Source organism: Brachybacterium vulturis (assembly GCF_002407185.1).
GTDB classification, from domain to species: domain Bacteria; phylum Actinomycetota; class Actinomycetes; order Actinomycetales; family Dermabacteraceae; genus Brachybacterium; species Brachybacterium vulturis.
On record NZ_CP023563.1, the window covers coordinates 3,640,739 to 3,664,905 of the forward strand.

Sequence of the window (24,167 nt, forward strand, 5' to 3'; positions counted from 1 at the left end):
CCTCCACAAAGTGCCTTATCTGCAATTCATAGCCCGCTCCCGGCAATCATTGAAGAGTTATGGAGCAACCCCTTTCTCGCCGCCCAGCACGTCGGGCATTCCCTGCGGCCACCGCTGTTGCGGCAGGCCGCACAGACGATATGCGCTTCCACGGAGGACGGCACCTACGACCTGCCCACACTCCTCCCCATGAGGCGTCAGCATCGACGGTTCCTCCACACAGACGGGTTGTCCACAGAACCATTCCTCCACACAGAGTGGTTATCCACAGATTCGTCCCCATTTGCTGCTGACCCTTCAGTAGCCAGGGGTGTGCGGAATAGGGTTGACGCACCATGTTCGCGGAGTTCGCGGAATGTTCTGACGCTGGGAAGGGGGTGGAGGTGATGGGTGAGTTCGAGGACGAGGAGTTCGGTCGCAAGGGGGCGACCGATGCGACCTCCCGGCGTGTCGGTGCCGGCCCCGCTGCCGACGCCTCTGGTGAGGTGCCGTCGTGGCGGGTGCGGGCGCGGCGTGTACTGTCCGAGGAGTACATCCTGGAGGAGGTCGAGGCGGGCAGCCTCGAGGCGGCACGGGTGCTGTCGATGCATCAGACGATGAAGACCAGGGCTCGGCTGTACGCCCATCAGCTCCGTCAGCTCTCCACCTTCTTCCGTGAGGACCCCGCCGTGCAGGGGCTGCTGGATGACGCGGACGTGACGGCGTTGAAGGTCGCGACCGGACTGCGGTGCAGCTACTTCCATGCTCGGGCGCAGGTCACCGACGCCCACACCGCCGTGGAGTGGATGCCGCTGACGTTCGAGCACCTGCGGGCAGGAGATCTGCCGGAGGCCTGGCATCACTCCCTGATCCGCCACGTCCGCCGCCTGTCCGAGGACCAGGTCCGGCAGGTCGACGCCCATATGGCCGGTGTGGAGCTGCCGTCGGTGTCGAAGGCGACCTTCGACAAGCAGGTCACCCTCGCCGTCGCCCTCGCCTTGGCGGGCACGGTCCCGACGCCGCCTTCGGAGTCCCGGGACGTGGAGATCGTGGACGTCAACACCGAGACCGGCACCGCCTCGCTGTACGTGACGGGTCCGATCCCCGAGATCCAGGCCCTCGCCCACCGGCTCGACATCGCCTCCCGCACCGTGCAGAAGGCCCAACGTGCCGGCCTGGAGGACGGAGCCGAGGGCCCACTGCCCTTCGACATCGACGAGAACCTCCACGACCGCGGCAGGGCCCTCTCATTGCGGACGCTGCGGTACGCGATCCTGGTCCACTCGGTCCTGGATATCGACCCCGTCCAGGAGACCTCGAGCCCGTACAAGATCCTGGTCACCGTCCCCGCGACCACCCTGCTGGGAGTGGAGGATGCACCCGCGATGCTGGAGGGGATGACGCCGATTCCCGCGGAGCAGGCGAGGCAGCTCGCGGCTGGGGAGTCGACCTGGCAGCGGATCCTCACCGACCCCCTCACCGGCGCCCACCTCCCCGTGACCGCGGACACCTACCACCCGACCACGCAGATGCGGCTCCAGCTGCGGCTGCGCCACCCCGTCTGCGCCGTGCCCGGCTGCACTCGGGCCACGGTGATCGCGGCGGAGGATGACCACATCATCGAATACGACCATGACCACCCCGGCAGAGGCGGCCAGACCAGCCTGTGGAACCTCCACCGGCTCTGCTGGCTGCACCACAAGCTGAAGACCGCCGGACTGATCGACCCCACCCGCGACCCGGAGGACGACCCCCGCAGCGGGGACGGCTCCACCACCGCAGGGCCATGGGAGACGAGCTGGACCCTCGACGGAGAGATCCGGACCCGCACCAGAGAGAACACGGATCTCCTCACTCCACACACCGTCGAAGCACTCGAACGTGCCTGGCGAGTCCATCAACGCGCCCACGCGGACGCAATGCGTCTCCACGCCGAGGAGAAGGCCCGACCCCACGAGGACCGGGCCGCGGAGCAGCGCGCCGACGCCTACCGACGCGCCTACCCCAGCCGGCGCTCCCGCCGGATCATCCCTCCCGGGCCCACCCCGGAGGAGACCGACCCTCCCTTCTGATCCGGCGACGGACGACGGTGCAGCAGCGCACACCGCACGCCGGCCTCAGGAGGCGGTGACCTCCACGCCCGCGACCGCCAGCTCCTGCTCGAGCGCGGGGATCCCCGCCGCATGCACGGCGGCGGTCAGATCGCTGAGCACGCGCACCGGTGCACCGGCCGCCACCGCGCCGAGCGCCGTCGCCCGCACACAGAAGTCATAGGCGAGACCCACCACGTCGACCCGTTCCCAGTCGCCGGCGGCGAGGAGGTCCTGCACCGATTCACCGGTGGCGACGACCGTGCCCTCGAGAACGCTGTAGGACGGGATGCCATAGCCCTTCCGCACGATCTCGACCCGCTCCCCCAGCTCCTCGGCGAGCGCCGCCATCTCAGGGTGCAGCGCCGCGCCGGGCGTCTCCGCCACGCAGTGCACCGGCCAGGTGTCGACGAAGTCCGGTGCAGCGGGCGGCACCGCGAAGTGCCCGCCGTTGTCCGTGTCCCCGCGATGCCAGTCCTAACTGGCCAGGATGCGGTCGTACCGCTCCCCCTGCGCTCGCACGAGAGCGGCGATCCGGGCTGCGACCCCGGCCCCGCCCTCGACACCGAGCGCGCCGCCCTCGCAGAAGTCGTTCTGGACATCGACGATGATCAGCATGCGCGACGACAACGGGGGCTCCTCGCTCCGGTGACAGGGGTTCCGCACCAGGGTACGCAGTGCCCGAGAGACCCGCCCGCGCGGAGCCTTCCCGCAGTTCCGTCAGCGGTTGCTGGCAGAATCGGCCGCATGTCAGTGCCGCTTCCCCACCCGACCGCGCGCCGCTCCTTCACCCGGCTGCTCTCCCCGCTGGACCTGGGACGGTTCGAGGTGCGCAACCGGATCGTGATGGGCTCGATGCACGTGGGCCTCGAGGACCGCCCGGCCGATACGAAGAAGCTCGCCGCCTATCTCGGCGAGCGCGCCCGCGGCGGCGTCGGGCTGATCGTCACCGGCGGCTTCTCCCCCGACCGCACCGGTCGCCTCACCCCGCGCGGTGCCCAGGCCGAGGCTCGCACCCTGCGCGGCCACCGGGTGATCACCCGCGAGGTCCACGAGGCCGACGGTCGGATCCTGCTGCAGCTGCTGCACGCGGGCCGCTATGCCTTCCATCCGCTGGCCGCCTCGTCGGCCGCGGGGAAGTCCAAGCTCTCTCCGTTCCGCGCGCGACGGATGACCCGCCGCGGCGTGGGCCGCACCATCGGGCACTTCGCCGACGCGGCCCGCCTCGCGGTCGAGGCCGGGTACGACGGCGTCGAGATCATGGGCTCCGAGGGCTATCTGCTCAACCAGTTCCTCGCCCCGGCCACGAATCGGCGCCGGGACCGCTGGGGGCGCGGGGCCGAGGGCCGGCGGGCGCTGCCGCTGGCCGTGGCCGCCGCGGTGCGCGAGGCGATCGGCGAGGACGCCCTGCTCAGCTACCGCATCTCCCTGCTGGACCTGGTCCCGGGCGGTCAGACCTGGGAGGAGACCACCGCTCTCGCGCACGGCCTCACCGAGCGCGGTGTGGATGTGCTCTCCTCCGGCATCGGCTGGCACGAGGCACGGGTCCCCACGATCGTCACCTCCGTGCCGCGCGCCGCCTTCGCCGAGAACGCAGCGGCGCTGCGCGAACTGGTCGATGTGCCGGTCATCGCCTCGAACCGGATCCACGATCCCGCAGTCGCCGAGGAGGTCCTCGCCGGCGGTCAGGCGGATCTGGTCTCCATGGCCCGCCCGCTGCTCGCGGACCCCCACCTGCCCCGCAAGCTCGCCGAGGACCGTGCCGCGCAGGTCGTCGCCTGCATCTCCTGCAACCAGGCCTGCCTGGACAAGGTGTTCGTCGGGAAGCGGGCCAGCTGCCTGGTCAACCCCCGCGCCGGGTACGAGACGGAGCTGGTGCTGAAGCCCGTGATCGAGCGGCGGGCCCGCAAGGTCGCCGTCGTCGGTGCGGGACCCGCCGGGCTCGAGGCGGCCCTCGCCGCCGCTGAGCGCGGCCACATCGTCACCCTCTTCGAGGCCACCGCCGAGCTCGGCGGGCAGCTGCGGCTGGCCGCCCGCATCCCCGGCAAGGAGGACTACGCCCAGGCGCTGCAGTCCTGGCGGATGCGGCTGGCGGCCGCGGGCGTCGGGATCCGCCTGGAGACCCGGCCCACGCCCGGTGACCTGGCCGGCTTCCACGACGTCATCGTCGCCACCGGGGTCACCCCGCGCGAGATCACGCTGCCGGCCGACGGCGGGCCGCAGGTGATCAGCTACGCCGATCTGCTCGAGGGCCGGGCCGAGGCCGGGCCGCGGGTGGCGATCATCGGCGCGGGCGGGATCGGGGTGGACGTGGCCGAGTTCCTCAGCGCCCCGCGCCCCTCCCCCAGCCTGGACGTCGCCGCCTGGAAGCAGCACTGGGGCGTCGTCGCGGCCGATGCGGAGCACCGCGGCGGCGTCACCTCGCGTCCGCTCGAGGAGCCGCGGCGCGAGGTCCACCTGCTGCAGCGCAAGGAGACCCGGATCGGTGCGGGGCTCGGCCGCACCACCGGGTGGGTGCATCGGGCGGAGCTGCGCCACGCCGGCGTGATCCAGCACCGCGGCGTGACCTACCGCCACGTCGACGAGCACGGCCTGCACCTCACCGAGGACGCGCAGGAGACGGTGCTCGCGGTGGACACCATCGTGGTCTGCGCCGGGCAGGTGAGCGTGGACGAGCTGGCCCACCAGGTGAGCGCCGCCCGCAAGGGCCGCACCCCGCGGGTGCACGTGATCGGCGGGGCCGACGTCGCCGCGGAGCTGGACGCCGAGCGGGCGATCCGTCAGGCGGTCGAGGTGGCGGCGGGGCTGTAGGGCCCGCGCCCTGGACAGGACGCCGGCGGAGGGGAAGGATCACGGGGCATGAGCTCCTCCGCCGAGTCCGATCTGCTCCAGCACGCCGTCGACCTGGCGACCGCCAACGTCGATGCCGGGGGCGGCCCGTTCGGTGCGGTCATCGTCATGGCCGGTGGCCGGCGGTTCGAGGGCGTCAACCGGGTCACCGCGCACCACGACCCGACCGCGCACGCCGAGGTCGCGGCGATCCGTGAGGCCTGTCGGCAGCTCGGCGGCCATGAGCTGCGCGGCGCGGTGCTCTATGCCAGCTGCGAGCCGTGCCCGATGTGCCTGGCCGCCGCGCTGTGGGCGCGCATCGAGCGAGTGGTGTTCGCCGCCGGGCGGGACGATGCGACACGGGCGGGCTTCGACGACGCGATGATCTACGAGTTCTTCGAATCTCCGATCCACCGCGGGAGGCTGCCCACGGCGCAGCACCGTCATGTGGAGGCGATCGCGCCGTTCGAGGCGTGGCGGGCGTACGAGGGCCGCATGGAGTACTGAGCCCGTCCTGCTCCGGGTCAGATCCCCTCGAGCACCTCGCGGGCGATCGGCCCGGCGGTGACCGAGCCGTAGCTGCCGTCCTCGACGAACGCCACCACCACCAGGTCGCCCTGGGCCACGATCACCCAGGAGTGGAGCGCCAGCTCTCCGTCCTCGTCCACCCACTCGGCGGTGCCGGTCTTGCCGATCACGGGCTCGCCGGGCAGGTCCGCGAACTCGTCGAGGCTGCCGTCGGTGACCACGCCGCGCAGCATCTCCTGCATCTGCGCGGCCTCCTGATCGGTGAGCGGGGTGGGCACCTCGGGGGTGCTCGGCTGCCGGTCGGCGAGGATCCGCGGCGCGACGGTCTCCCCGTGCTGGACGCTCGCGAGCACCACCGCCATCGACAGCGGTGAGGTGAGCACGCGGCCCTGGCCCATCATCGCCGCGGCATGCTCGGCCCCGGTGTCCTCCGGGTCCACGGAGCCCATGAAGGCCTCGAGGCCCGCCGGCGGCTCCTGGCCGATGCCCAGCGTGGTCGCGGCACCGGCGAGGGCGCGCTGGTCCACCGTCTCGTGCTGCAGCAGCATCGCGGTGTTGCAGGAGTGGGCGATCGCGGAGCGCAGCGGCATCGACCCGAACAGGGAGGGGTCCATCGAGTCGGCGTTCTTGAAGCTGCGCCCGGCGACGACCGCGGTCTCGGGGCACTGGACCTCGGTGTCCGGGGTGAGTCCCGCGCGCAGCAGGGACAGCGCGGTGACGGCCTTGAAGGTCGAGCCCGGGGCGTACCGGCCGACGAGCCCCACCGGATAGGACTGGCCGGTCGGCCCGAGCGCCGAGGCGAGCACGTCCCCGGTCGAGGGCTGCAGCACGATCACGGCCGACGGCGAGTCCTCGTCGGCGATCGCGGCGGTGGCCAGGCGCTGCACGTCGTCGTCCAGCGTGGTGCGCACCGCGGTGCCGCCGACCGGTTCGATCCGGTGCAGGGAACGGGAGGTGCCGGTGTCCTCGTCGACCGCGCGGACCTCGAGGCCGGGGGTGCCGAGGACCTCGTCGCGGGCCGCGGCGATCACACCTCCGCTGGGGACCAGGTCCCCGGCCTCGAGCTCTCCGTCGGAGTCCTCGATGTCCTCGGCACTGGCCTCCCGCAGGGAGCCGAGCACACCCGGCGCGTAACCGCGCTCGACGGCCAGGGGCCGGGTCCCGTCCACGGCGAGGTACCCGGTGACCTGCGCGGCCTCGTCCAGCGGGTAGTCACCGGCGGTCTCCTCGCGGATGGTCAGCGCCGCGACGAAGGCCTCCGGGCCGTGGTCCGTGACGCTCTGCGCGTAACGGTCGGCGTCGATGCCCAGCAGTGCGGCGAGGTCCCGTGCGGCGGAGTCCAGCTCGCCCGCGGCCAGCTGGGTCTTGTCCAGGCCCAGTGTGATCACCGGCAGCTCGCTGAACAGCACTGTGCCCTCACGGTCGGTGATGCTGCCGAGCTCAGGGTCGAGGGTGGTGAGCGCGAGGTGCTCGCTCGCGGTGAGAGCGGGGGCGTAGGCCGCGGGGTCGAGATCGGCCGTCCAACCGTCCTCGCCGCGGCGCAGAGTCGCGTCCGTGGTGTATTCCCAGGTCCCGGCCTCGTCCGGGAGGGTCCAGGTCCAGGCGAGGGTGGCGGTGCGGGTGCCGTCCTGGGCGCTGCCGGGATCGGCGAGGGCCACCTGCGCCGTGGCGCCGGCCTCGAGCAGCGGGCCGAGGATCCGGTCGTGCTCAGCCTGGTCCGGGGCCTCGCCCGTCGAGAGCGCGGCGGCCAGCTCCGCGGCCTCCTGCTCACCGGAGCCGAAGCGGTCGCGCCACAGCAGCGACCCGACCACGAGGGCCGCGATCGCGAGCAGGGCGAGCAGTGCGAGGAGTGCGCCGCGGCGGCGCGGCGCGGCGGAGGCGGGGGTCATCGCCCCATGCTCCCACCTAGACTCGGGCGCATGTCCCGCGTGCTCCACACCGCCCAGGCGCTCGTCGACGTCATCCTCGAGATCGATGACCTCCCGCCGCGCGGTGGCAATGCCAACGTGCGCCGCGAGCAGAAGTACGCCGGCGGCGCCGTCACCACACTGCTCGCCGCCGCGCGCACGGGAGCGGTGGCGGTGCACGGCGGGGCGCACGGCACCGGCCCGTACGGCGACCTGATCCGGGAGGCGCTGGCCCGGGACGGGGTGGCCCTCTCCGACGCGCCCCGGCCCGACGCCGACACCGGGTACTGCACGGTGCTGCTGGAGCCGTCGGCCGAACGGACCTTCCTCACCGTGTACGGGGCGGAGCGGCAGATCACCGCCGCCTCGCTCGCGAGCCTCGACCCGCAGGTCGGGGACCTGGTGTGCGTCTCCGGGTACAGCCTGTTCGAGCCCACCCGGGAGCCGCTGCTGGAGTTCCTCGAGGCGCTGCCCGCGGGCGTGGACGTGGTGCTCGATCCCGGTGACCCCTTCGCGGACTTCCCGCGCGAGGTCCAGGAGCGGGTGCTGGCCCGCACCACGGTGTGGACATCGAACGCCGACGAGGCGCGGGCGCTCACCGACCTCGATGCGCTCCAGGACACCCCGGAGGCGCTCCGTCGCCGCCTGCGTCCCGGGGCGGTCGTGATCGTGCGCGACGGCGACCGCGGCTGCCTGGTGTTCCATCACGGTCGCGGCACCGAGATCCCCGCGTTCCCGATGACGCCCGTGGACACCAACGGCGCCGGCGACACCCACACCGGGGTGCTGCTGGCCGAGCGGGCGCTCGGTGCGGACTGGGAATCCGCCGCCACCCGGGCGAACGCTGCGGCGGCGATCGTGGTGACCCGGCGCGGGACCGAGAGCGCCCCCACCCGCGCCGAGGTCGACGCGTTCCTCTCCTGAGCGACGAGCTGCGAGGGACGAGCGGCGGTCCCGGCTCGCGTCCAGGACCGAGCCCTACGATGGAGGCGCACGTCACCTTCGTTCCGAGTCAGGAGATCATGGCCGAGCCGACCTTCCACGACTTCTCCGCGCTCACCATCGACGGTGCGCGCCAGGAGATGAGTGAGTACCGCGGGCGTCTGGTCCTCGTCGTCAACATCGCCACCGAGTGCGCCTTCACCCCGCAGCTGACGAGCCTGCAGGAGCTGACGGACCGCTACGCCGAGCACGGCTTCACGGTGCTCGGCTTCCCCTCGGACCAGTTCCATCAGGACCCCGGCACCGACGAGGAGACGCACGAGATCTGCAACTCCACCTACGACGTCCGATTCCCGCTGTTCTCGCAGATCGACGTCAACGGGCCCACCGCGCATCCGCTGTGGAGGTGGATGTGCGCGCAGAAGGCCGGGGTGATCGGGGGGCGCATCGCCTGGAACTTCACCAAGTTCCTCATCGACGGGGAGGGGAAGGTGCTGCGGCGGTACGCCCCCCTGGTCCCGCCCGTACGGATCGCCCGACGGATCGAGAGCGAGCTCGATCTGCGGTGACCGGAACCCACCGCGGTTGGTAGCGTGGGTCACAGACTTCACCACTAGAGAAAGAGGGGGAACACATGGAAGGCGTCATCATCGTCCTGGTCGTGGTCGTGGCCATCCTGGTAGTCGTCGCGATCGTCGCGGCGCTGCTGTTCGGCGGGCTGCGCACCTCGCTGATGTTCACGGTGCACACCCAGGAAGCGATCATCGTCGAGAGGTTCGGCAAGTTCAAGCGGGTCGCGCAGGCCGGGCTGAACTTCAAGACCCCGTTCATCGACAACACCACCCGCCCGGTCTCGCTGCGCGTGCAGCAGCTCGAGGTGAACATCGAGTCCAAGACCAAGGACAACGTGTTCGTCAACGTGCCGGTCGCGGTCCAGTACAAGATCCGCGACGAGCAGGTCGTGGACGCGTACTACAAGCTGTCGAACCCCGAGGCGCAGATCCGCTCCTACGTGTTCGACACCGTGCGCTCGGCGCTGTCCGGCCTCGAGCTGGACCAGGCCTTCGAGTCGAAGGACGACATCGCCCGCAGCGTCGAGACGACGCTCTCGGAGCGCATGCAGGAGTTCGGCTTCTACATCATCAACACCTTGGTCCAGGACATCTCCCCGGACCAGCGGGTGCGCGACTCGATGAACTCCATCAACGCCGCCCAGCGCGACCGGGTCGCGGCCCAGTCGCTCGCCGAGGCGGACAAGATCAAGCGCGTCACCCAGGCCGAGGCCGAGGCCGAGTCCAAGCGCCTCCAGGGTGAGGGCGTCGCCGCGCAGCGGAAGGCGATCGCACTGGGCATCGCCGAGCAGTACGAGATGCTGCGCAAGGTCGGCATCGAGAACTCCGCCGAGCAGCTGCTGCTGATGACGCAGTACTTCGACACCATGCAGGACGTGGCCCGGAACTCCCGCTCCAACGTGCTGTACCTGCCCTCGAACCCGGGCGCCGTCGCCTCCATGGGCGACGAGATCCGCACCGCGATGCTGCAGGCGCAGGCCGCGGCCGAGGCGAGCAAGGACGGCGATGCCGACGCCGCCGAGGACCGTCGTCGCGCGTCCGCGGATCAGCAGCGCGAGCAGGCTCAGGATCGGGCCGACCAGGCCCGGCAGCAGGCCGAGCAGCAGGCCCGCGAGGCACGGCAGCAGGCTCAGTCGTCGCAGCAGCCGCCGTGGGCGCACCCGGGATCTGCCGACCAGTTCTGATCCCGTCCCGATCGAGGGCCCGACGCAGCGGATGCGTCGGGCCCTCGCTCATGTCCGCCGCCCGATCGCGGCAGTGGACGCCCGCTCGATCACGTGCCAGGGGAACTCCCAGCCCGCGTCGAGCTTCTCGCCGCTCTCGGCCGAGGCTGCGAGAGCGGCGAAGACGTCCTCGTACCGGGTCGCCGACGTGCCCAGCGTGCTCAGCGGGAGGCGTCGCTCCGCGGCCTCGGCGATATCGCCGCGGCCCACCACCCCGACGGCCCGTCCGACGTCGATCGACCGCCGTTCGCATTCGGCCGCGATCTGGATCGCCAACCGGTCGCTCGAGCACAGCAGCACGATCGGGTCCTCCGGTCCGGCGGCCTCGAGGGACGCCCAGTCCAGAGGGCCGAGGTCGGCGCTGATCCGGTAGTCGATCTCGATGTGCTCGGCACTCACGCCGTCGGCAGCACCCTCGGCGAGAGCCGTGCGGATAGGGTCGACGACGTCGCGCCAGAGACTGTGCCCCGGCCCCATCGACTCGGTGGCGATCATGAATCGCCGCACTCCTCGCTCGCGCAGTCGAGCGGCGGCCTCCGCCGCGGCCTCCGCATAGCCGTGCCGCACGGTCGGGAGGCCGGCGGCGTCCCCTTCGGCGAAGGCCACGCTCGGGATCGGACTGCGCGCCAGGCGCTCCGCCACGTCACCCGTCTCCTCCAGATGCACCATGAAGCAGGCGTCCACCGCGCCGCGGTCCAGGAGGTCCGCGAGCCTGTCGGCCGCTTCGTCGGCCCCGACGTCGGGGAAGACGACGAGGTCGAGAGACCGCTTCGCGAGCTCCCGCTTCGCCACGGTGATCAAGCTGTCCCGCCATGGGTTGCCGCCCGCTGAGACGAGCGCGCCGACGAGGCCGGTGCGCTGCCGGCGCAGTGCGCGCCCTGCCCAGTTCGGGCGGTAGTCCAGCTGCTTCATCGCCCGCTCGACCCTGGCCCGCGTCTGCGCGTTCCCCGCCCCCGTGCGATCGGCGCGGCCGCTCAGCACGTGGGAGACGGTCGCGGTGGACACCCCGGCCAGGCGCGCGACGTCCGCCTGGGTCGGCCGTCGGGCCGAACCTTTCTGAGTGCCGCTCGAAACGGTCTTGACAGAGTCGTCCACGTCACACATCGTAGGTCATGGTTAATCGAAATACCACGGACGTCCGTGACCGGCTCGGGCCGCACGGCGATGCAAGGAGGCATCCATGACCGTCACCACCCCCCGATTCCGCCGCCGCTCCCTGATCGGCGGCGCAGCAGCGCTCGCGGCCGGTCTGAGCGCGTGCTCCGTCGAGACCGGATCCGGCAGCGGGGCCGAGGAGTCCGCCGCCGCCCGATCCGAGAGCTTCACCTTCGACTTCGACCCGGACGCCTCGCAGTCCACGGCGCTGAGCTGGATGGACTCCGGCGACCTCAAGGCGCTGTTCATCGACCCGGTGATCACCAGCTTCGGCGAGCAGTTCCCCAAGATCCAGGTCCAGTACGACGGCTCGGGATGGGACCAGGTCAACCAGGTGGTGCCGCTGGGGATCAGGAACGGCTCGGCGCCGGACGTCTTCGCGCTGCCGCAGAACGTCCCGGCCGAGTCGGCGATCAGCGAGGGCTGGGTCCAGCCGCTCGACGACGTGATCCCCGGCTTCGCGGAGTGGAAGGCGGGATTCCCCGACACCGCCCTGATCAACGGCGTGCACGTCTTCGACGGCAAGGTCTTCAGCTGGCCGATGAACTCGACCCGGCGCCTGGACATCACCCAGTACATCTCCCACGAGGCGGCCGAGGCCGCCGGCGTGTCGACCCCCGTCGAGTCGGTGTCCACCTGGGACGACCTCCGCTCCCTGGCCAAGGAGATCACCGCCGCGGGCACCCCGGGGATCCTCTCGACCTCCGATCACCTGAACATCGTGATCGCGAACCTCGCGAACACCGCCGGCTGGCTGGGCAACTCCGAGGGCATGAACATGCGCACCGGGAAGTACGAGTACTCCGCACCGGAGTTCCTCGAGGCCCTGGACTTCGTGCGCTCGATGATCGACGACGGCTCCTTCGTCCCCGGCTACCTCACGCTGAAGGACGCGGATGCCCGTGCCCAGTTCCCCTCCGGCCTGGCGGGGATCTCCCTCAACGGGCCCTGGGACATCTCGCAGTGGGCGAAGGACTACCCCGACTTCGAGTACACGATCCTCCCGCTGCCCTCCCCCGACGGGGGCGAGTACACCATCCCGTTCCGGGAGACTGGCGCGAACATGTCCTGGCTGTACGCCGACAGCACGAACGTGGATGCTGCCGCCGCCGTCATCAAGTTCATGGGGTCGCTCGAGGGACAGCGGGCGATGGTGGAGCTCACCGAGGGCTTCTTCCTGTCCACGATCGAGGAGGCGAACTCCTCCGCGGACACCTCCGCGCTCAACCCGAGGGCCAAGCTGGTCGCGGATCTCGCGGCGGCCTCCATGCGCGCCTGCCCGCAGTTCGAGATCCGCAGCGAGCACGCCGGCGTCGTCAAGCTCAATCTCCAGGCCACCGACCCCGGCATCTCGGGGACCATCGAGGGGATCCTGACGGGTCAGATCAGCGATGCGGAGGCCGCGCTGTCCGACCTGGATGCGCGTCTCGACGAAGCGATGGAGAAGGCCTTCGACGCCGCGCAGGCCGAGGGCGCGGAGGTCGACATCTCCCAGCTGCAGTTCCCGAACTGGGACCCGAGCCGCGACTACACGGCACAGGACTACGCCGAGCTCGAAGGCTGAGATGACCGCGACCGATATCTCGCCGCCTCGCCGGCGCGCGCCCGCCCGGCGGGTGCGCGCGCGCCGCGGTGATCTGTTCTGGATCTATCTCTTCATCGTCCCCGGCATGGTGCTGACCGCGATGTTCGTCTTCTACCCCATGGGGGCCTCCTGGTACTTCTCCCTCACGCAGTGGAACGGGTTCAGCGATGCCAAGAGCTTCGTGGGCCTGGCCAACTACCGCGAGCTCCTCGGCGACGGGATGTTCTGGGGTTCCTTCGGCCGCTCGATGGTCTTCGTGCTCATCGGCGTCCCGCTGCGCGTCGCGCTCGCACTGGTCCTCGCGATCGTCCTGAACAACATCATCCGCGGCCGGCTCTCGACCTTCTTCCGCACGGTGTTCTTCCTGCCGGTGATGGCGGCCGCCTCGGTCATCGGCGTCGTGCTCACCTTCGTCCTCTCCCCCAGCAACGGCCCGATCGCCGTCTTCCTCGAGTCCACGGGGCTCACCGATGCCCCGGTCGAGTTCCTCTCGGATCCGCAGCTGGCGCTGTGGAGCGCACTGCTGCTCCATACCTGGAAGAACTTCGGGATGACGCTCATCTACTGGCTCGCCGCGCTGCAGACCGTGCCGTCGGAGTACTACGAGGCGGCCGAGGTCGACGGAGCGGGAGCCGTCCAGCAGCTCATCAAGATCACCCTGCCGATCCTGATCCCCTTCGCGGTGATCATCGTGATCCTCACCGCGAACGAGAACCTGCACGCCTTCGCACTGATCCAGGCGCTGACCGGTGGCGGTCCGTACTACTCCTCGGAGGTCGTGGAGGTGTACATCTTCCGCACCGCCTTCGCGCCGGACGCCGCCGGAGGAGTGCCCCGCCTCGGCTATGCCTCGGCAGCAGGCTGCTTCTTCGGACTCGCCACCCTGCTGATCGCCCTGCTGCAGGCCTGGGCGCTGAAACTCGTCGCCGATCAGAGAGCGAGGCTCGACCGATGAGCCTGAACACCACCGCGATGCCGGACGCGACAGTCGCCACGATCGAGGAGTCGCCGCAGCCCCCGCCCCGCCGACGGCGCCTCAAGCGCTCCGAACGGCTCGCGCTGATCGTCGGCGTGTTCATCCTGCTGCCGATCGCGCTGGTCTGGGTCTACCCCTTCATCTGGGTGTTCTCCAGCTCGTTGAAGTCGAACTCGGAGATCTTCGGGTCCTTGAACCCGTTCACCTCGACCCTCCACCTGGACAACTACGTCCGCGCCTGGCGCGAGGCCGACATGGGCCGCTACCTCCTGAACACGATCTTCGTGACCGGGATGTCGATCGTGATCTCCGTGACGGTGAACGCCCTGCTCGGATATGTCCTGGGCCGCTACACCTTCCCGGGGAAGAAGGTCATCTACGGGCTGCTCGCACTGGTCGTGTTCCTCCCGCAGGGATACACCGTGATCCCGATCTTCGACCTGATCGACAGCCTGGGACTCTCGGGCAGCCTCTGGGGCATCACGCTCGCCGAGGCAGGCGGCGTGAGCGTGATCGTCGTGCTCCTCTTCGCCGGCTACTTCGCGCAGCTCCCCAAGGAGCTCGAGGAGGCGGCGACCATGGACGGGGCGGGGTTCCTCCGCATCTTCGCGCAGGTCTATCTCCCGCTGGCGAAGCCCGTCCTCGCCACGGCGGTCATCCTGCAGTTCATGCACGCCTGGAACGACTTCCTGCTCCCCCTGGTGCTCACGCTCTCCCAGCCGGATCTGCGTACGCTCGCGGTGGGCATCTACAGCCTCCAGAACCAGTACTTCAGCGACTGGGGCATGATGTCGGCCGCGTCGACGATCGCCCTGCTGCCGATCATCATCGTGTTCATCGTCCTCCAGAAGTATTTCATCGAGTCCTTCTCCGGCGCAGTGAAAGGTTGACCCCTGCCGTGACCACCCCCTCCCCCGAACGGCCCCACATCATCCTGGTCTGCGTCGACGAGATGCGCGCCGATGCGATGGGCGTCGCCGGCAACGACCACATCGACACCCCGAACCTCGACGACATGGCGCGGGGCGGGTACCGGTTCACGCGGGCCTATTCCGCCACCCCCACATGCGTGCCCGCGCGCGTCGCGATGTTCACCGGGAGGTCCCCCGCCCTGCACGGCCGCTACGGCTACCGGGAGGGGATCTCCTTCCCCGACGCGTATCCGGTGACGCTGCAGTCCACGCTGGGGGAGGCCGGCTACCAGACCTTCGGCGTGGGGAAGATGCATGTGTTCCCCGACCGGGCGCGGTGCGGCTTCGACGAGGTGCTGCTGCACGACGGGTTCCTGCACACCTCACGGCGGCTCAGCCGCGGCCCGTCGGCCCGGATCGACGACTACGTGGAGTTCCTGCGTCGCGAGAGCGGTGATCCGCGTGCCGATTACCAGGAGACCGGGATCGGGTGCAATGCGATGACGGCCCGACCCTGGGAGCGTCAGGAGCGGCTGCATCCCACCCGCTGGGTGGCCGATGAGTCCTTCCGCTTCCTCGAGCGGCGCGATCCCACCCGGCCGTTCTTCCTCTACATGTCCTTCCATCGGCCGCATGCGCCGTTCGATCCCCCGCAGTGGCTCTGGGACAAGTACCGCGGCCGGCAGTTCCCGCCTCGTCCTGTCGGTGAGTGGGTCTCCCGCTTCGATGAGCATCGCCGAGATTTCGGCTCCGAGTCCGAGTTCGGGGCGCAGAAGGAGAGCACCCACCAGCAGGTGCGGGCCGGCTACTACGGCTCGATCGAATTCATCGACCTGCAGCTGAACCGGCTGAAGGAGACGCTCTCGGATCAGGGCCTGCTCGAGGACACCGTGATCGTGTTCGTCTCCGATCACGGCGACATGATGGGCGACCACGACATGTACCGGAAGTCCGTGGGCTACGAGGGCTCCTCCCGGGTGCCGCTGGTGATGCATGTCCCGCCGCGCTGGCGCGAGGGCTGGGGAGCACCGGGAGAGGTCGCCGGGATCGCCGAGCTGCGGGACCTGATGCCGACGATGCTGGGGCTGGCCGGCGTCGAGGTGCCGAACGGTCTGGACGGCAGCGATCTGCGCGCGGCCACAGCCGGCGGCACGGTGCGCGACCATCTGCACGGTGAGCATCTGATCGGCTCGCTGGGGCGGCACTCGATGCAGTGGATCCGGTCCGAGCGCTTCAAGTACGTGTGGTTCTCCGGTGACGGGCACGAGCAGCTCTTCGATCTCGAGACCGATCCGTGCGAGGAGCGGGACCTGGCCGACTCGGCGGAGCATGCGGAGGAGCTGGCACGTCATCGCGCGCTGCTCGTCGAGGCGCTGACGGGGCGCGAGGAGGGCTTCGTGGCCGACGGCGCGCTGGTATCGGGACGGCCGGTGCAGTCCGAGGCGGCGTGGGTGCGGGAGTTCGCGCGGCTCTGACCGGACCGGACCCGCATCGGCGGTCTCCTGATCTCCGTGCTCGCGGCGACTGCGTCACGGAGCACGGACGTCGGCCGTCTCCCCTAGGGTGGGACCGCGGTCCTCGCCAGGGCCCGCGACCTGCGACGGAGGAGCACCTGCATGCGGATCGAGTTCGGCTGGTCCCTCGACGGCGCCTCCTGGGCCGACGCCGCCTCCGGCGGGGCGGCCGGGCAGGTGCGGATGGGCCCGCGCGGGCTCCTCGGTCTGCTGCAGACCCGGCTGGGGCTGACCCGGCCGGCCGTGGATCCGGCTCTCCGCGTCGCCCAGTACCTGCGGCTCATCGAGCAGTGCGGCGAGGACGGGTTCTGGCCCGCACGATCCTTCGCGCTCGATCCGTGGAGCACCGCCCGGCAGCTGCTCCGCTGGCGCGACGCCGCGGTGGAGGCCGGCTGGCGCCCGGGTGCGGGCGCGGAGGCGGGTGCGGAGGGTGCAGACCTGCCGCCACGGCTCGCCGCTCTGGCCGCGGTGGAGCGCGGCGCGGTGGTGGGGATGCTCGGCACGGTCGACGCCGACGGGAATCCCGCGACGCTCACTCCGGGGGCGGCGGACGACCTCGCCGAGGTGGTCGCCGAGCTCGAGCGCGAGGAGACCGGCTGGCCGCTCGGGATCGACCGCCTGGTCGCGGCGGAGGATCCGGCGAGCCTGCCCGGGCTGTGGCCGCGCCTGCTGACGCTGCTGGGCGAGGCCGGGGTCGTGGTCACGCGGGCGGAGGACCGGGACGGAGCTCGGCCAGAGGTGGTCGTGGTCCAGTGCCGTGATGAGTGGACCGCGGCGGATGTCGCCACCCGCTACCTCTCCGCGGGGCCCCCCGAGGGGCTGCACCTGCTGGCCACCACGGACACCGCCGTGCTCGACGCCGCCCTGCACCGCCGGGGCCTGCCCGCCGTGGGTGCTGTGCAAGGATCCACCGATCGCGCCTCCCACCAGGTGCTGGGGCTGTATCTCGATGTCGCGACCGCCCCGGTGGACGTGCACCAGCTCGCCGCGCTGCTGGATCTGCGGGTGCTGCCCGCGTTCGAGCCGGAGGGGGATCCGGTCGGGCTGGTCCCCGCCCCGGTGCGCAGGGCCCTGCTGCGCGCCCTGGCGAGCGAGCCCGGGGTGGGCGGACCGGCCTGGCGCCAGGCCCTCACCCGGCTCGAGGAGCGTGAGGACGCGGCGAGGGTGATGGTCTCCGCCCGCGAGATCGATCGCCTGGTGACCGACCCGCTCCCGGCCGATGCCCTGGTCCCGGAGGCGCTGTCCACCCGCCTGGGCTGGCTCGCGGACCGGCTGCGCGCCGTCGGCCACCGCGACGGCGACCTGCGGGCGAGCCTCACCCAGGTGCAGACGCTGCGCCAGGTGCTCGGGATGCTCGACCCCACGACCCCGCTCAGCCGCCGCACGCTGCAGCAGGTCATCGACGCCTGCGGCGGCGAAGGCGGCTCGGCCCTCGCGCGCGCGGAGGTCGCGGGATGGACCGTGACCACGCGCCCCGCCCAGCTGTCCGCGACCGGCGGCACCGTGCTGTGGTGGGGTCCGGAGGCCGATGAGGTCTCACCTCCCATGGACTGGGACCGGGGCGAGGCGGCGGCGCTGACCGCGGGCGGAGCCCACCTGCTGGAGCCCGAGATCCTCGCCTCCCTGCGGGTCGAGGCCGGGATCGCAGGGCTGGCCGGGGCGGAGACCGTGATCGCGGTGCTGCCGGGGCGGCGGCTCGAGGATGCCGCACGGCCCAGCAGCCTGCTCGCCCGCCTCGAGACCGATGCCGGGCGCTCGGAGCAGGACCGGCTCACCCCGGAGTCGCTGCTGGACGGCGACCGCTGGTCCCTCGCCGGCCGCAGCCTGGAGGTGCGCAGGCCCGCCGAGGAGCATCCCTCCCCCGACACCTCCGCGTCGCGCACGACGGGGAACCTCACGCACCTGCTGCCCAGCCGCGTCTCGTACAGCCAGCTCGACACGCTCATCGCCTGCCCGCACCACTGGGTGCTGCAGTACGCGCTGGGGATCCGCCCGGCCTCCGTCGCCGCCCTGCCCACCGGGCCGCGGATGATCGGCACCCTGGTGCACGCGGTCGTGGAGACTCTGGTGCAGGAGCGCGGCCGATCGCTGACGCCGCCGTCGGCCGAGCGCATCGGCGAGGTCTTCGACCAGCTCGTCCCGCAGCTCGCCTCCGAGCTGGACCTCCCCGGTCGCGCCGCCGAGCGCGCCGAGATCCGCAGCCGGGCCCGCCGCTCCCTCACCGAGCTGTTCGGGCGCACCGCCGCGGCGGGCCTGCAGATCACCGGCACCGAGACCCGCTTCGAGCTGCCGCTGGAGCTGCCGCTGGCCACCGGGCCGCATCCGGTCCTCCTCGCCGGCTCGCGGGACGTCGATGCTCTCGACGCCGCCGGGAGACCGCTGATCCTGGACCTGAAATGGACCAGCAGCCTGCGCCGCTACGCGGATCTCTTCGACAGCGGGGACGCGATCCAGCTCGCCACCTACGCGTGGTCCCTCGCCCAGGAGGAGGCGGGACCGGCTGAACCTGCTGAGCCTGCTGGGGTGGGCTACTTCCTGCTGCGCAGCGGGGAGTTCGTCGCCGCGGATCCGGCCCTGGATCCGCACCGCCGCCCGCCGATGGACGTCGACGACGCCTGGCAGCGGATGCTCGCCAGCGCCTCCGAGGCGCTCGACGAGATCGCCGCGGGGCAGGTGCGGCTCGGCTGCCGGAGCCTGCTCGACCAGGCCGGCCTGGAGGCCGATGCGACCTATGCCAAGCGCCGCACCGCGATCGGGAAGGCGCGCGAGGCCGCCCGCGGGCGGGGACGAGTGCTGGTCGAGGACCACTGCGGCATCGGAGACTACGCCCAGCTGTGCGGGCTGATCGGAGACGGACGATGAGCTTCACCCTGATCAACGCCTCGGCGGGGTCCGGCAAGACCCACCGGCTCACCCACGAGATCGCCGACCGCATCGGGGAGGGCCTGCACCCCTCGCAGCTGATCGCGACCACCTTCACCCGCAAGGCGGCCTCCGAGCTGGTGGACCGCGTGCACCGCACGCTGCTGGAGCAGCACCGCTTCGACGATGCCCAGGGCGTCGGCAGCGCCCTGATCGGCACCGTCAACTCGGTGGCGGGGCGCCTGGTGCGCGAGTTCGCCCTGGATCTCGGGATCTCCCCCGACGTGCAGGAGCTCGACGAGGCCCGGCAGAAGGCCGCGTTCTCCTCCGCGATCGACGAGGCCGCCGCCGAGGCGGGATCCCGCGCCAGCGATCTGCTGGCCCGCACCGAGCACGACGGCGAGGAGGATCCCACCTTCACCTATGGCAGTTCTCCGTCCTGGCGGGCCCATGTGCGCGCTCTCGCCGAGAAGGCCCGCACCAACGGCATCGGCGCCCAGCAGCTGCGGGACGCGGCCGATGCCGCCTGGCAGGAGTACCGCGAGGCGGCGGAGCTGGTGGAGGGACCGGACCGGCGGGCCGCCTGGCTCAGCGGCCTGGACACGGCGATCCGTGGCCTGCAGGAGGACCTCGCCGCCTCGGAGGATCCCGCCCCCGGAGCGGGGAAGCCGCCGATCGCCAAGGGCTCGCTGAACGCGGTGAGGAAGGGGATCGACGCCCTGGAGTCCCTGCGCCGCACCCTGGAGCGTCGCGACCGGGCCCCCTGGTCCCAGTGGGCGAAGCTCGCCGCCGTCACCGCGTCCAAGGCCGCCGGCGGCGAGAAGGGGTACGTCTACGGCAAGGACACCGACACCGCACTGGTGGGGCTCGCGCAGCAGATCGAGGCCGAGCTGCCGGCGAACCCGCAGCTCCAGGCCGATGTGCGGGCACTGATCACCCTCGTCATGACCACCGCGGCCACCTCCCTGGACGCCTACGCGCGGTACAAGGACGAGCTGGGGCTGATGGACTTCATCGATCAGGAGGTCCTCGCCCTGGAGGTGCTGCACCACAGCGAGCGGGCCCGCACCGCCGTCCGTTCCCGGTTCCGGCTGCTCGCGGTCGACGAGTTCCAGGACACCTCCCCCATCCAGCTCGCCCTGTTCCTGGCTCTCGGCGAACTGGTCGAGGACCTGATCTGGGTGGGCGATCCCAAGCAGGCGATCTACAGCTTCCGCGACGCGGATCCGGACCTCATGCTCGGGGTGCTGGAGGAGATCCGCTCCGGCTCCTCCGCGCTCGGCGCGGGCACCGTGGACGATCTCGAACACTCCTGGCGCTCCCAGGACCAGGTGCTCGAACTGGTCAACCAGGTGTTCCCCCGGATCTTTCCGACGCTTCCCCGCGAACAGGTGGTGCTGACCGCGGCGCCCGCAGCGGCGCGCGGTCGGGCCGAGCGCGGCCACCCGCAGGGCCGGCTCGAGGCCTGGACCCCGCAGTACAGCGGCCGCCGGTCCCAGGCCGCGCACGCCCGCGGCATCGCCGACGGGGTGCTCGCGCTGCTCGGCGAGGACGGGGTGGGTCCCGAGGACGTCGCGGTGCTGGTCCGCTCCAACGCCCAGGGCGCAGGGGTGGTCGAGGCGCTCACCGCCCGGGGGATCCCCGCCTCCGGCGAGGGCGTGCCCCTGCTCGCCTCCCGGGAGGGTCGGATCCTGCGCGCCGCCCTCGCCGTCACCCTCGACGGCAGCGACACCCTCGCCCTCACCGAGCTGGTGGACCTGCTGACCGTCCATCCCGCGCACGGCCGCTGGTTCGCCCAGCTCACCGCCGCACCGGATGCCGAGGCCCGCCAGCAGGTCTTCCGCTCCTGGTGGCAGGCCGATGTGCTCGCCGGGCTGCGGAGTCTGCGCGAGGAGTGCATCTCCCTCACCCCCGTCGAGATGATCACTGCGCTGGCCGACGCCCTCGACCTGCCCGAGCTGATCCGCTCCTGGTCCACCCCGGACCAGCGATTGCGCACCCTGGATGCCCTGCGCAAGGTCGCTGCGGAGTACGCCGACCAGGCCCGCTCCGCCTCCGCCCCGATCACGCTGACCGGGCTGCGGGCGGTGCTCGAGGACACCGATCGCGGACCGGACCTGACCGGCACCCCGGGCACCGTCTGGGTGGGCACGATCCACGGTGCGAAAGGCCTGGAGTGGCCCCAGGTGGTGGTCATGCAGCAGGACGTCAAGGAGCATTCCGCCACCAGCGGGGTGTTCGTGGTCCCGGCCGCGGAGCTGGACGTGATGCAGCCGCTGGCCGGCCGCTCCCTGCGCTACTGGCCGACGGTGCTTCCCCGCTTCGCCCCGCTGCAGGAGCGGCTCGCGGAGTCCGCGCATGCGCTGCGCAGTGCCGGGACGGAGCGGGACGAGGCCGGACGCCTGCAGTACGTCGCGCTCACCCGGGCGAAGGATGTGACGGTGCTCAGCGGCCACGGCTCCGCACCGGTGCTGGACGCGCTGCTGCCGGAGCCGGGAGCGGATCCCCTGGTGGGCTGGGAGGTCGGCACCGAGGCGCTGCAGGTCGGAGCCGTGTCGCTGCCCGCAGTGGTCCGGGCGACGGCGACCGAGGTGGACGAGGACTCCCCCGGATACCGCTCCGGTCGCAGCCCGCTGGCCGCGACCGATCTGTCGCCGCAGCGTCCCGCCACCGTGCGGGGCGCGTCCGCTCGGTTCCAGGCCTCGGGGGCCGGTTCCCGGGAGGAGCTCGGCACCGTTCAGGAGCCGGTGCGGATCGGGCCACGGCTGGTTCCGGCGGGCGGTCAGGGCTGGGAGCGGGTGGGCGAGGCCGTGCACGGCTACCTCGCCCTGCCCCTGCGCGCCCTCGACGCGGAGCAGCGGGAGCGGGCCGCACGGCGACTGGTGCAGCGGTGGAGCGTGGAGCGGGCGCTCGGCGCCGAGGCGCTGATCGGAGCGGGACAGGCCTGGCTGGACCATGTCGATGCCGCCTTCCCCGGCGCCGAGGAGCTCACCGAGCAGCCGATCACCTGGTGGAACGAGGACGACCAGGTGATGGAGGGCTGGGTCGACACCCTGCTGCGGCTGCCCGAGGGGCAGATCGTGCTGGTGGACCACAAGTCGTATCCGGGCGACGATCCGGTCGGGCAGGTGCGGAAGGAGTACTTGGGGCAGATGGCGACCTACTCCCGCGCGCTGGCGGCGGCGGGGCGGGCCCCCGAGCGGATCCTGCTGCACCTGCCGCTGCGCGGTGAGGTGGTCGAGGTGGAGCTGCCTGAGCATGCACGCTGAGCAGGCGGTCACCGCCGCGCTGACCCTGCTGGACCAGGCGCGGCGCAGCGGCGGGCGGCGGCTGCTGGGGATCACGGGCGCGCCCGGGGCCGGGAAGTCGACGCTCACCGCGCTGCTGGCCGCGCGCCTGCCCGAGGGCTCCTGCGCGGTGGTGCCGATGGACGGCTTCCACCTCGCGGACGCGGCGCTGCAGCGGCTGGGCCGTGCGCAGCGCAAGGGCGCGCCGGACACCTTCGACGCCGCGGGCTATGTGGCGCTGCTGCAGCGTCTGCGCTCGGCGGGGCCGCAGGATCCGCCGGTGTGGGCCCCGCAGTTCGAGCGGGACCTCGAACAGCCCCTCGCCGGGGCGATCGAGGTGCCCGCCGAGGTGCCGCTGGTCATCACCGAGGGGAACTATCTGCTGTGCGAGCAGGGGCCCTGGGCGCACCTCGGCGCGCTGCTGGATGCGAGCTGGTTCGTCGAGGTGCCCGAGGAGCTGCGCCACCGGCGGCTGATCGAGCGGCACGAACGCTTCGGGAAGTCACCGCAGGCGGCCCGGGACTGGGCGCTGGGCACCGATGAGGACAACGCCCGCCTGGTCGCACAGACCCGCGACCGGGCGGACGTCGTCGTGCATCTCGCGCCGGACGAACCGCTCAGCCTGCTCTGACGGCACGGACGAAGCGCGCCGACCGCTCGCGCAGACCGGCGATCTTCTGCTCGCGATGGTGGGCCAGCAGCGCCGGGTCCTCGGAGCGCAGCTCGAAGGACGACGGCGCCCGGCGCACATTGCGCGAGCAGCGCAGGTCGGCGCAGATCGCGGTGCCGATGGTGTTGCCCCGTCGGCCGGAGTCACCACCGAGCGGCGCCACGAAGCTCGCCGCCCGGATGCCGTCGACGATGTCCTGGCACCAGGAGCACAGCAGCTTCTTCACCGGTGGCCGCTCGGTGCCGCGCAGCATGATGGTGGCGATCTCGTCGTCGAGCTCGAGGCTCACGTAGTGGAGCTTCGGGCGTCTGGCGTCCTGCCAGCCCAGCAGGTCCAGGCGCTCCCAGGCGATGGCGTCGAGGTCCGGCAGCTGGGCGCGTCCCGCATCGCCCTTGCTGGCGTTGACGAAGGAGTGGCGGATCTGGGACTGGGTCAAGGGGATCATGGGGTCCTCACGAGGGGCGCACAGCAGCGACCCACCGGGGACCGGCACGCTGCGCGCGGGAGAGAGTTCTGGCATCGGTCGTGACGGCGTGCCGGGCACGCCGGGCTCACACCGAGCAGGCCACGTGGGCCGCCCCGCTTCCTGCAGGCGTGATGCGCATGCTGTCTCCCTCTCCCGTCATGGAGCAGGCCACGGTACGCCTGCCACCTGGAGTGCGCCAGCGGATTCTGCCGATGCACGGATGACGATCTGGTGCAGTTCAGACCCGCAGGATCCCGGCGCTGCTGCGGCGGAACAGTCCCTCGGTCATGGCGAAGGGTCCCAGATCGGCCTCGAAGTCGACGTGGAGCCAGTCGACCGAGGAGGTGCGGCATTCCTCGATCGTGCGGTGGACGAGCTCCTTGCCGACGCCGGTGCCCTGGTGGTCGGGGTGGACGATGACGTCGAGCAGGAAGGCATGGTGCCCGCCGTCGGTGATGACGTTGCAGAAGCCGACCAGCAGCTCGCCGCGCCGCACCGTGACCCACCCGAGGGAGTAGCGCTCGAGCCGCTCCCTCCAGGGCTCGAGCTCCTCGGCGTGGTCGAAGGCTGCGGCGTGCAGGCCCGAGACCTCCTGGTCGGTGACCGCTCCGCGCCACACGGTGCTGTGCTCAGGCTTCGACGTCATGGGCCCAAGTGTGCAGGCAACGGCC

Annotated in this window: 19 protein-coding genes; 13 read left to right on the forward strand and 6 right to left on the reverse strand. The window is 71.6% G+C overall.

From position 1 onward, the window contains the following. Positions 1-386: 386 nt before the first annotated feature. Positions 387-2,051 (forward strand): HNH endonuclease signature motif containing protein, encoded by a 1,665-nt coding sequence (locus tag CFK38_RS16385; protein WP_245851145.1) that lies wholly within the window; start codon positions 387-389, stop codon positions 2,049-2,051. Positions 2,052-2,096: 45 nt separating this feature from the next. Here CFK38_RS16385 and CFK38_RS16390 read toward each other — a convergent pair whose 3' ends face one another. Further along, positions 2,097-2,504 carry an isochorismatase family protein gene (locus tag CFK38_RS16390; protein WP_338025009.1) on the reverse strand — a complete coding sequence of 136 codons (408 nt, stop codon included), beginning with the start codon at positions 2,502-2,504 and terminating at the stop codon, positions 2,097-2,099. A 42-nt stretch (positions 2,505-2,546) separates the two neighbouring features. Continuing rightward, a complete protein-coding gene (locus tag CFK38_RS17835; protein WP_338025010.1) occupies positions 2,547-2,699 on the reverse strand; it encodes a cysteine hydrolase family protein in 153 nt (50 codons plus the stop codon). Between the two features lie 117 nt (positions 2,700-2,816). Between CFK38_RS17835 and CFK38_RS16395 the strand changes: the two genes are divergently transcribed. Further along, entirely contained in the window at positions 2,817-4,880 is a 2,064-nt protein-coding gene (locus tag CFK38_RS16395) for an NADPH-dependent 2,4-dienoyl-CoA reductase (protein WP_096804032.1), read from the forward strand. A gap of 48 nt (positions 4,881-4,928) precedes the next feature. After that, the gene (locus CFK38_RS16400; RefSeq protein ID WP_096804033.1) at positions 4,929-5,405 is read left to right on the forward strand and encodes a nucleoside deaminase; all 477 of its coding nucleotides are present in this window, start codon (positions 4,929-4,931) and stop codon (positions 5,403-5,405) included. 17 nt (positions 5,406-5,422) lie between these two features. Here the strand turns inward: CFK38_RS16400 and CFK38_RS16405 are convergent, their stop codons facing one another. Next, positions 5,423-7,315: a penicillin-binding transpeptidase domain-containing protein gene (locus tag CFK38_RS16405; protein WP_096804034.1), complete on the reverse strand. Its 1,893-nt coding sequence runs from the start codon at positions 7,313-7,315 to the stop codon at positions 5,423-5,425. 30 nt (positions 7,316-7,345) lie between these two features. On the opposite strand from CFK38_RS16405, the gene CFK38_RS16410 reads away from it, so the two are divergent. The 3 genes from CFK38_RS16410 (at position 7,346) to CFK38_RS16420 (ending at position 10,031) form a co-directional block, all read left to right on the forward strand. Next, entirely contained in the window at positions 7,346-8,257 is a 912-nt protein-coding gene (locus CFK38_RS16410; RefSeq protein WP_096804035.1) for a PfkB family carbohydrate kinase, read from the forward strand. Between the two features lie 98 nt (positions 8,258-8,355). Continuing rightward, the gene (locus tag CFK38_RS16415) at positions 8,356-8,844 is read left to right on the forward strand and encodes a glutathione peroxidase (protein WP_096804426.1); all 489 of its coding nucleotides are present in this window, start codon (positions 8,356-8,358) and stop codon (positions 8,842-8,844) included. A gap of 65 nt (positions 8,845-8,909) precedes the next feature. Next, on the forward strand, positions 8,910-10,031 hold the full coding sequence (locus tag CFK38_RS16420; RefSeq protein ID WP_096804036.1) for an SPFH domain-containing protein: 1,122 nt from the start codon (positions 8,910-8,912) through the stop codon (positions 10,029-10,031). A 48-nt stretch (positions 10,032-10,079) separates the two neighbouring features. On the opposite strand, the gene CFK38_RS16425 is transcribed toward CFK38_RS16420, so the two are convergent. Then, entirely contained in the window at positions 10,080-11,165 is a 1,086-nt protein-coding gene (locus CFK38_RS16425; protein WP_172895821.1) for a LacI family DNA-binding transcriptional regulator, read from the reverse strand. An 85-nt stretch (positions 11,166-11,250) separates the two neighbouring features. Between CFK38_RS16425 and CFK38_RS16430 the strand changes: the two genes are divergently transcribed. The 7 genes from CFK38_RS16430 (at position 11,251) to CFK38_RS16460 (ending at position 22,991) form a co-directional block, all read left to right on the forward strand. Then, on the forward strand, positions 11,251-12,789 hold the full coding sequence (locus CFK38_RS16430; RefSeq protein WP_096804038.1) for an ABC transporter substrate-binding protein: 1,539 nt from the start codon (positions 11,251-11,253) through the stop codon (positions 12,787-12,789). A gap of 1 nt (position 12,790) precedes the next feature. Further along, positions 12,791-13,765, forward strand: coding sequence for a carbohydrate ABC transporter permease (locus CFK38_RS16435; RefSeq protein WP_096804039.1), 975 nt, complete (start codon positions 12,791-12,793; stop codon positions 13,763-13,765). Further along, on the forward strand, positions 13,762-14,676 hold the full coding sequence (locus CFK38_RS16440; RefSeq protein WP_245851146.1) for a carbohydrate ABC transporter permease: 915 nt from the start codon (positions 13,762-13,764) through the stop codon (positions 14,674-14,676). The genes CFK38_RS16435 and CFK38_RS16440 overlap by 4 nt, the downstream gene beginning before the upstream one ends. Positions 14,677-14,684: 8 nt before the next feature. Then, positions 14,685-16,172, forward strand: a complete 1,488-nt coding sequence (locus CFK38_RS16445; RefSeq protein WP_245851147.1) for an arylsulfatase — start codon at positions 14,685-14,687, stop codon at positions 16,170-16,172. Positions 16,173-16,313: 141 nt separating this feature from the next. Further along, on the forward strand, positions 16,314-19,073 hold the full coding sequence (locus CFK38_RS16450) for a PD-(D/E)XK nuclease family protein (protein ID WP_096804041.1): 2,760 nt from the start codon (positions 16,314-16,316) through the stop codon (positions 19,071-19,073). Beyond that, positions 19,070-22,342: a UvrD-helicase domain-containing protein gene (locus CFK38_RS16455; RefSeq protein ID WP_096804042.1), complete on the forward strand. Its 3,273-nt coding sequence runs from the start codon at positions 19,070-19,072 to the stop codon at positions 22,340-22,342. The genes CFK38_RS16450 and CFK38_RS16455 overlap by 4 nt, the downstream gene beginning before the upstream one ends. Continuing rightward, on the forward strand, positions 22,332-22,991 hold the full coding sequence (locus tag CFK38_RS16460; RefSeq protein ID WP_096804043.1) for a nucleoside/nucleotide kinase family protein: 660 nt from the start codon (positions 22,332-22,334) through the stop codon (positions 22,989-22,991). The genes CFK38_RS16455 and CFK38_RS16460 overlap by 11 nt, the downstream gene beginning before the upstream one ends. Here the strand turns inward: CFK38_RS16460 and CFK38_RS16465 are convergent. Both CFK38_RS16465 and CFK38_RS16470 read right to left on the reverse strand, forming a co-directional pair. Further along, on the reverse strand, positions 22,978-23,475 hold the full coding sequence (locus tag CFK38_RS16465; protein ID WP_096804044.1) for an FBP domain-containing protein: 498 nt from the start codon (positions 23,473-23,475) through the stop codon (positions 22,978-22,980). The genes CFK38_RS16460 and CFK38_RS16465 overlap by 14 nt on opposite strands. A 259-nt stretch (positions 23,476-23,734) precedes the next feature. Beyond that, positions 23,735-24,142: a GNAT family N-acetyltransferase gene (locus CFK38_RS16470; RefSeq protein ID WP_096804045.1), complete on the reverse strand. Its 408-nt coding sequence runs from the start codon at positions 24,140-24,142 to the stop codon at positions 23,735-23,737. Between the last annotated feature and the right edge of the window lie 25 nt (positions 24,143-24,167).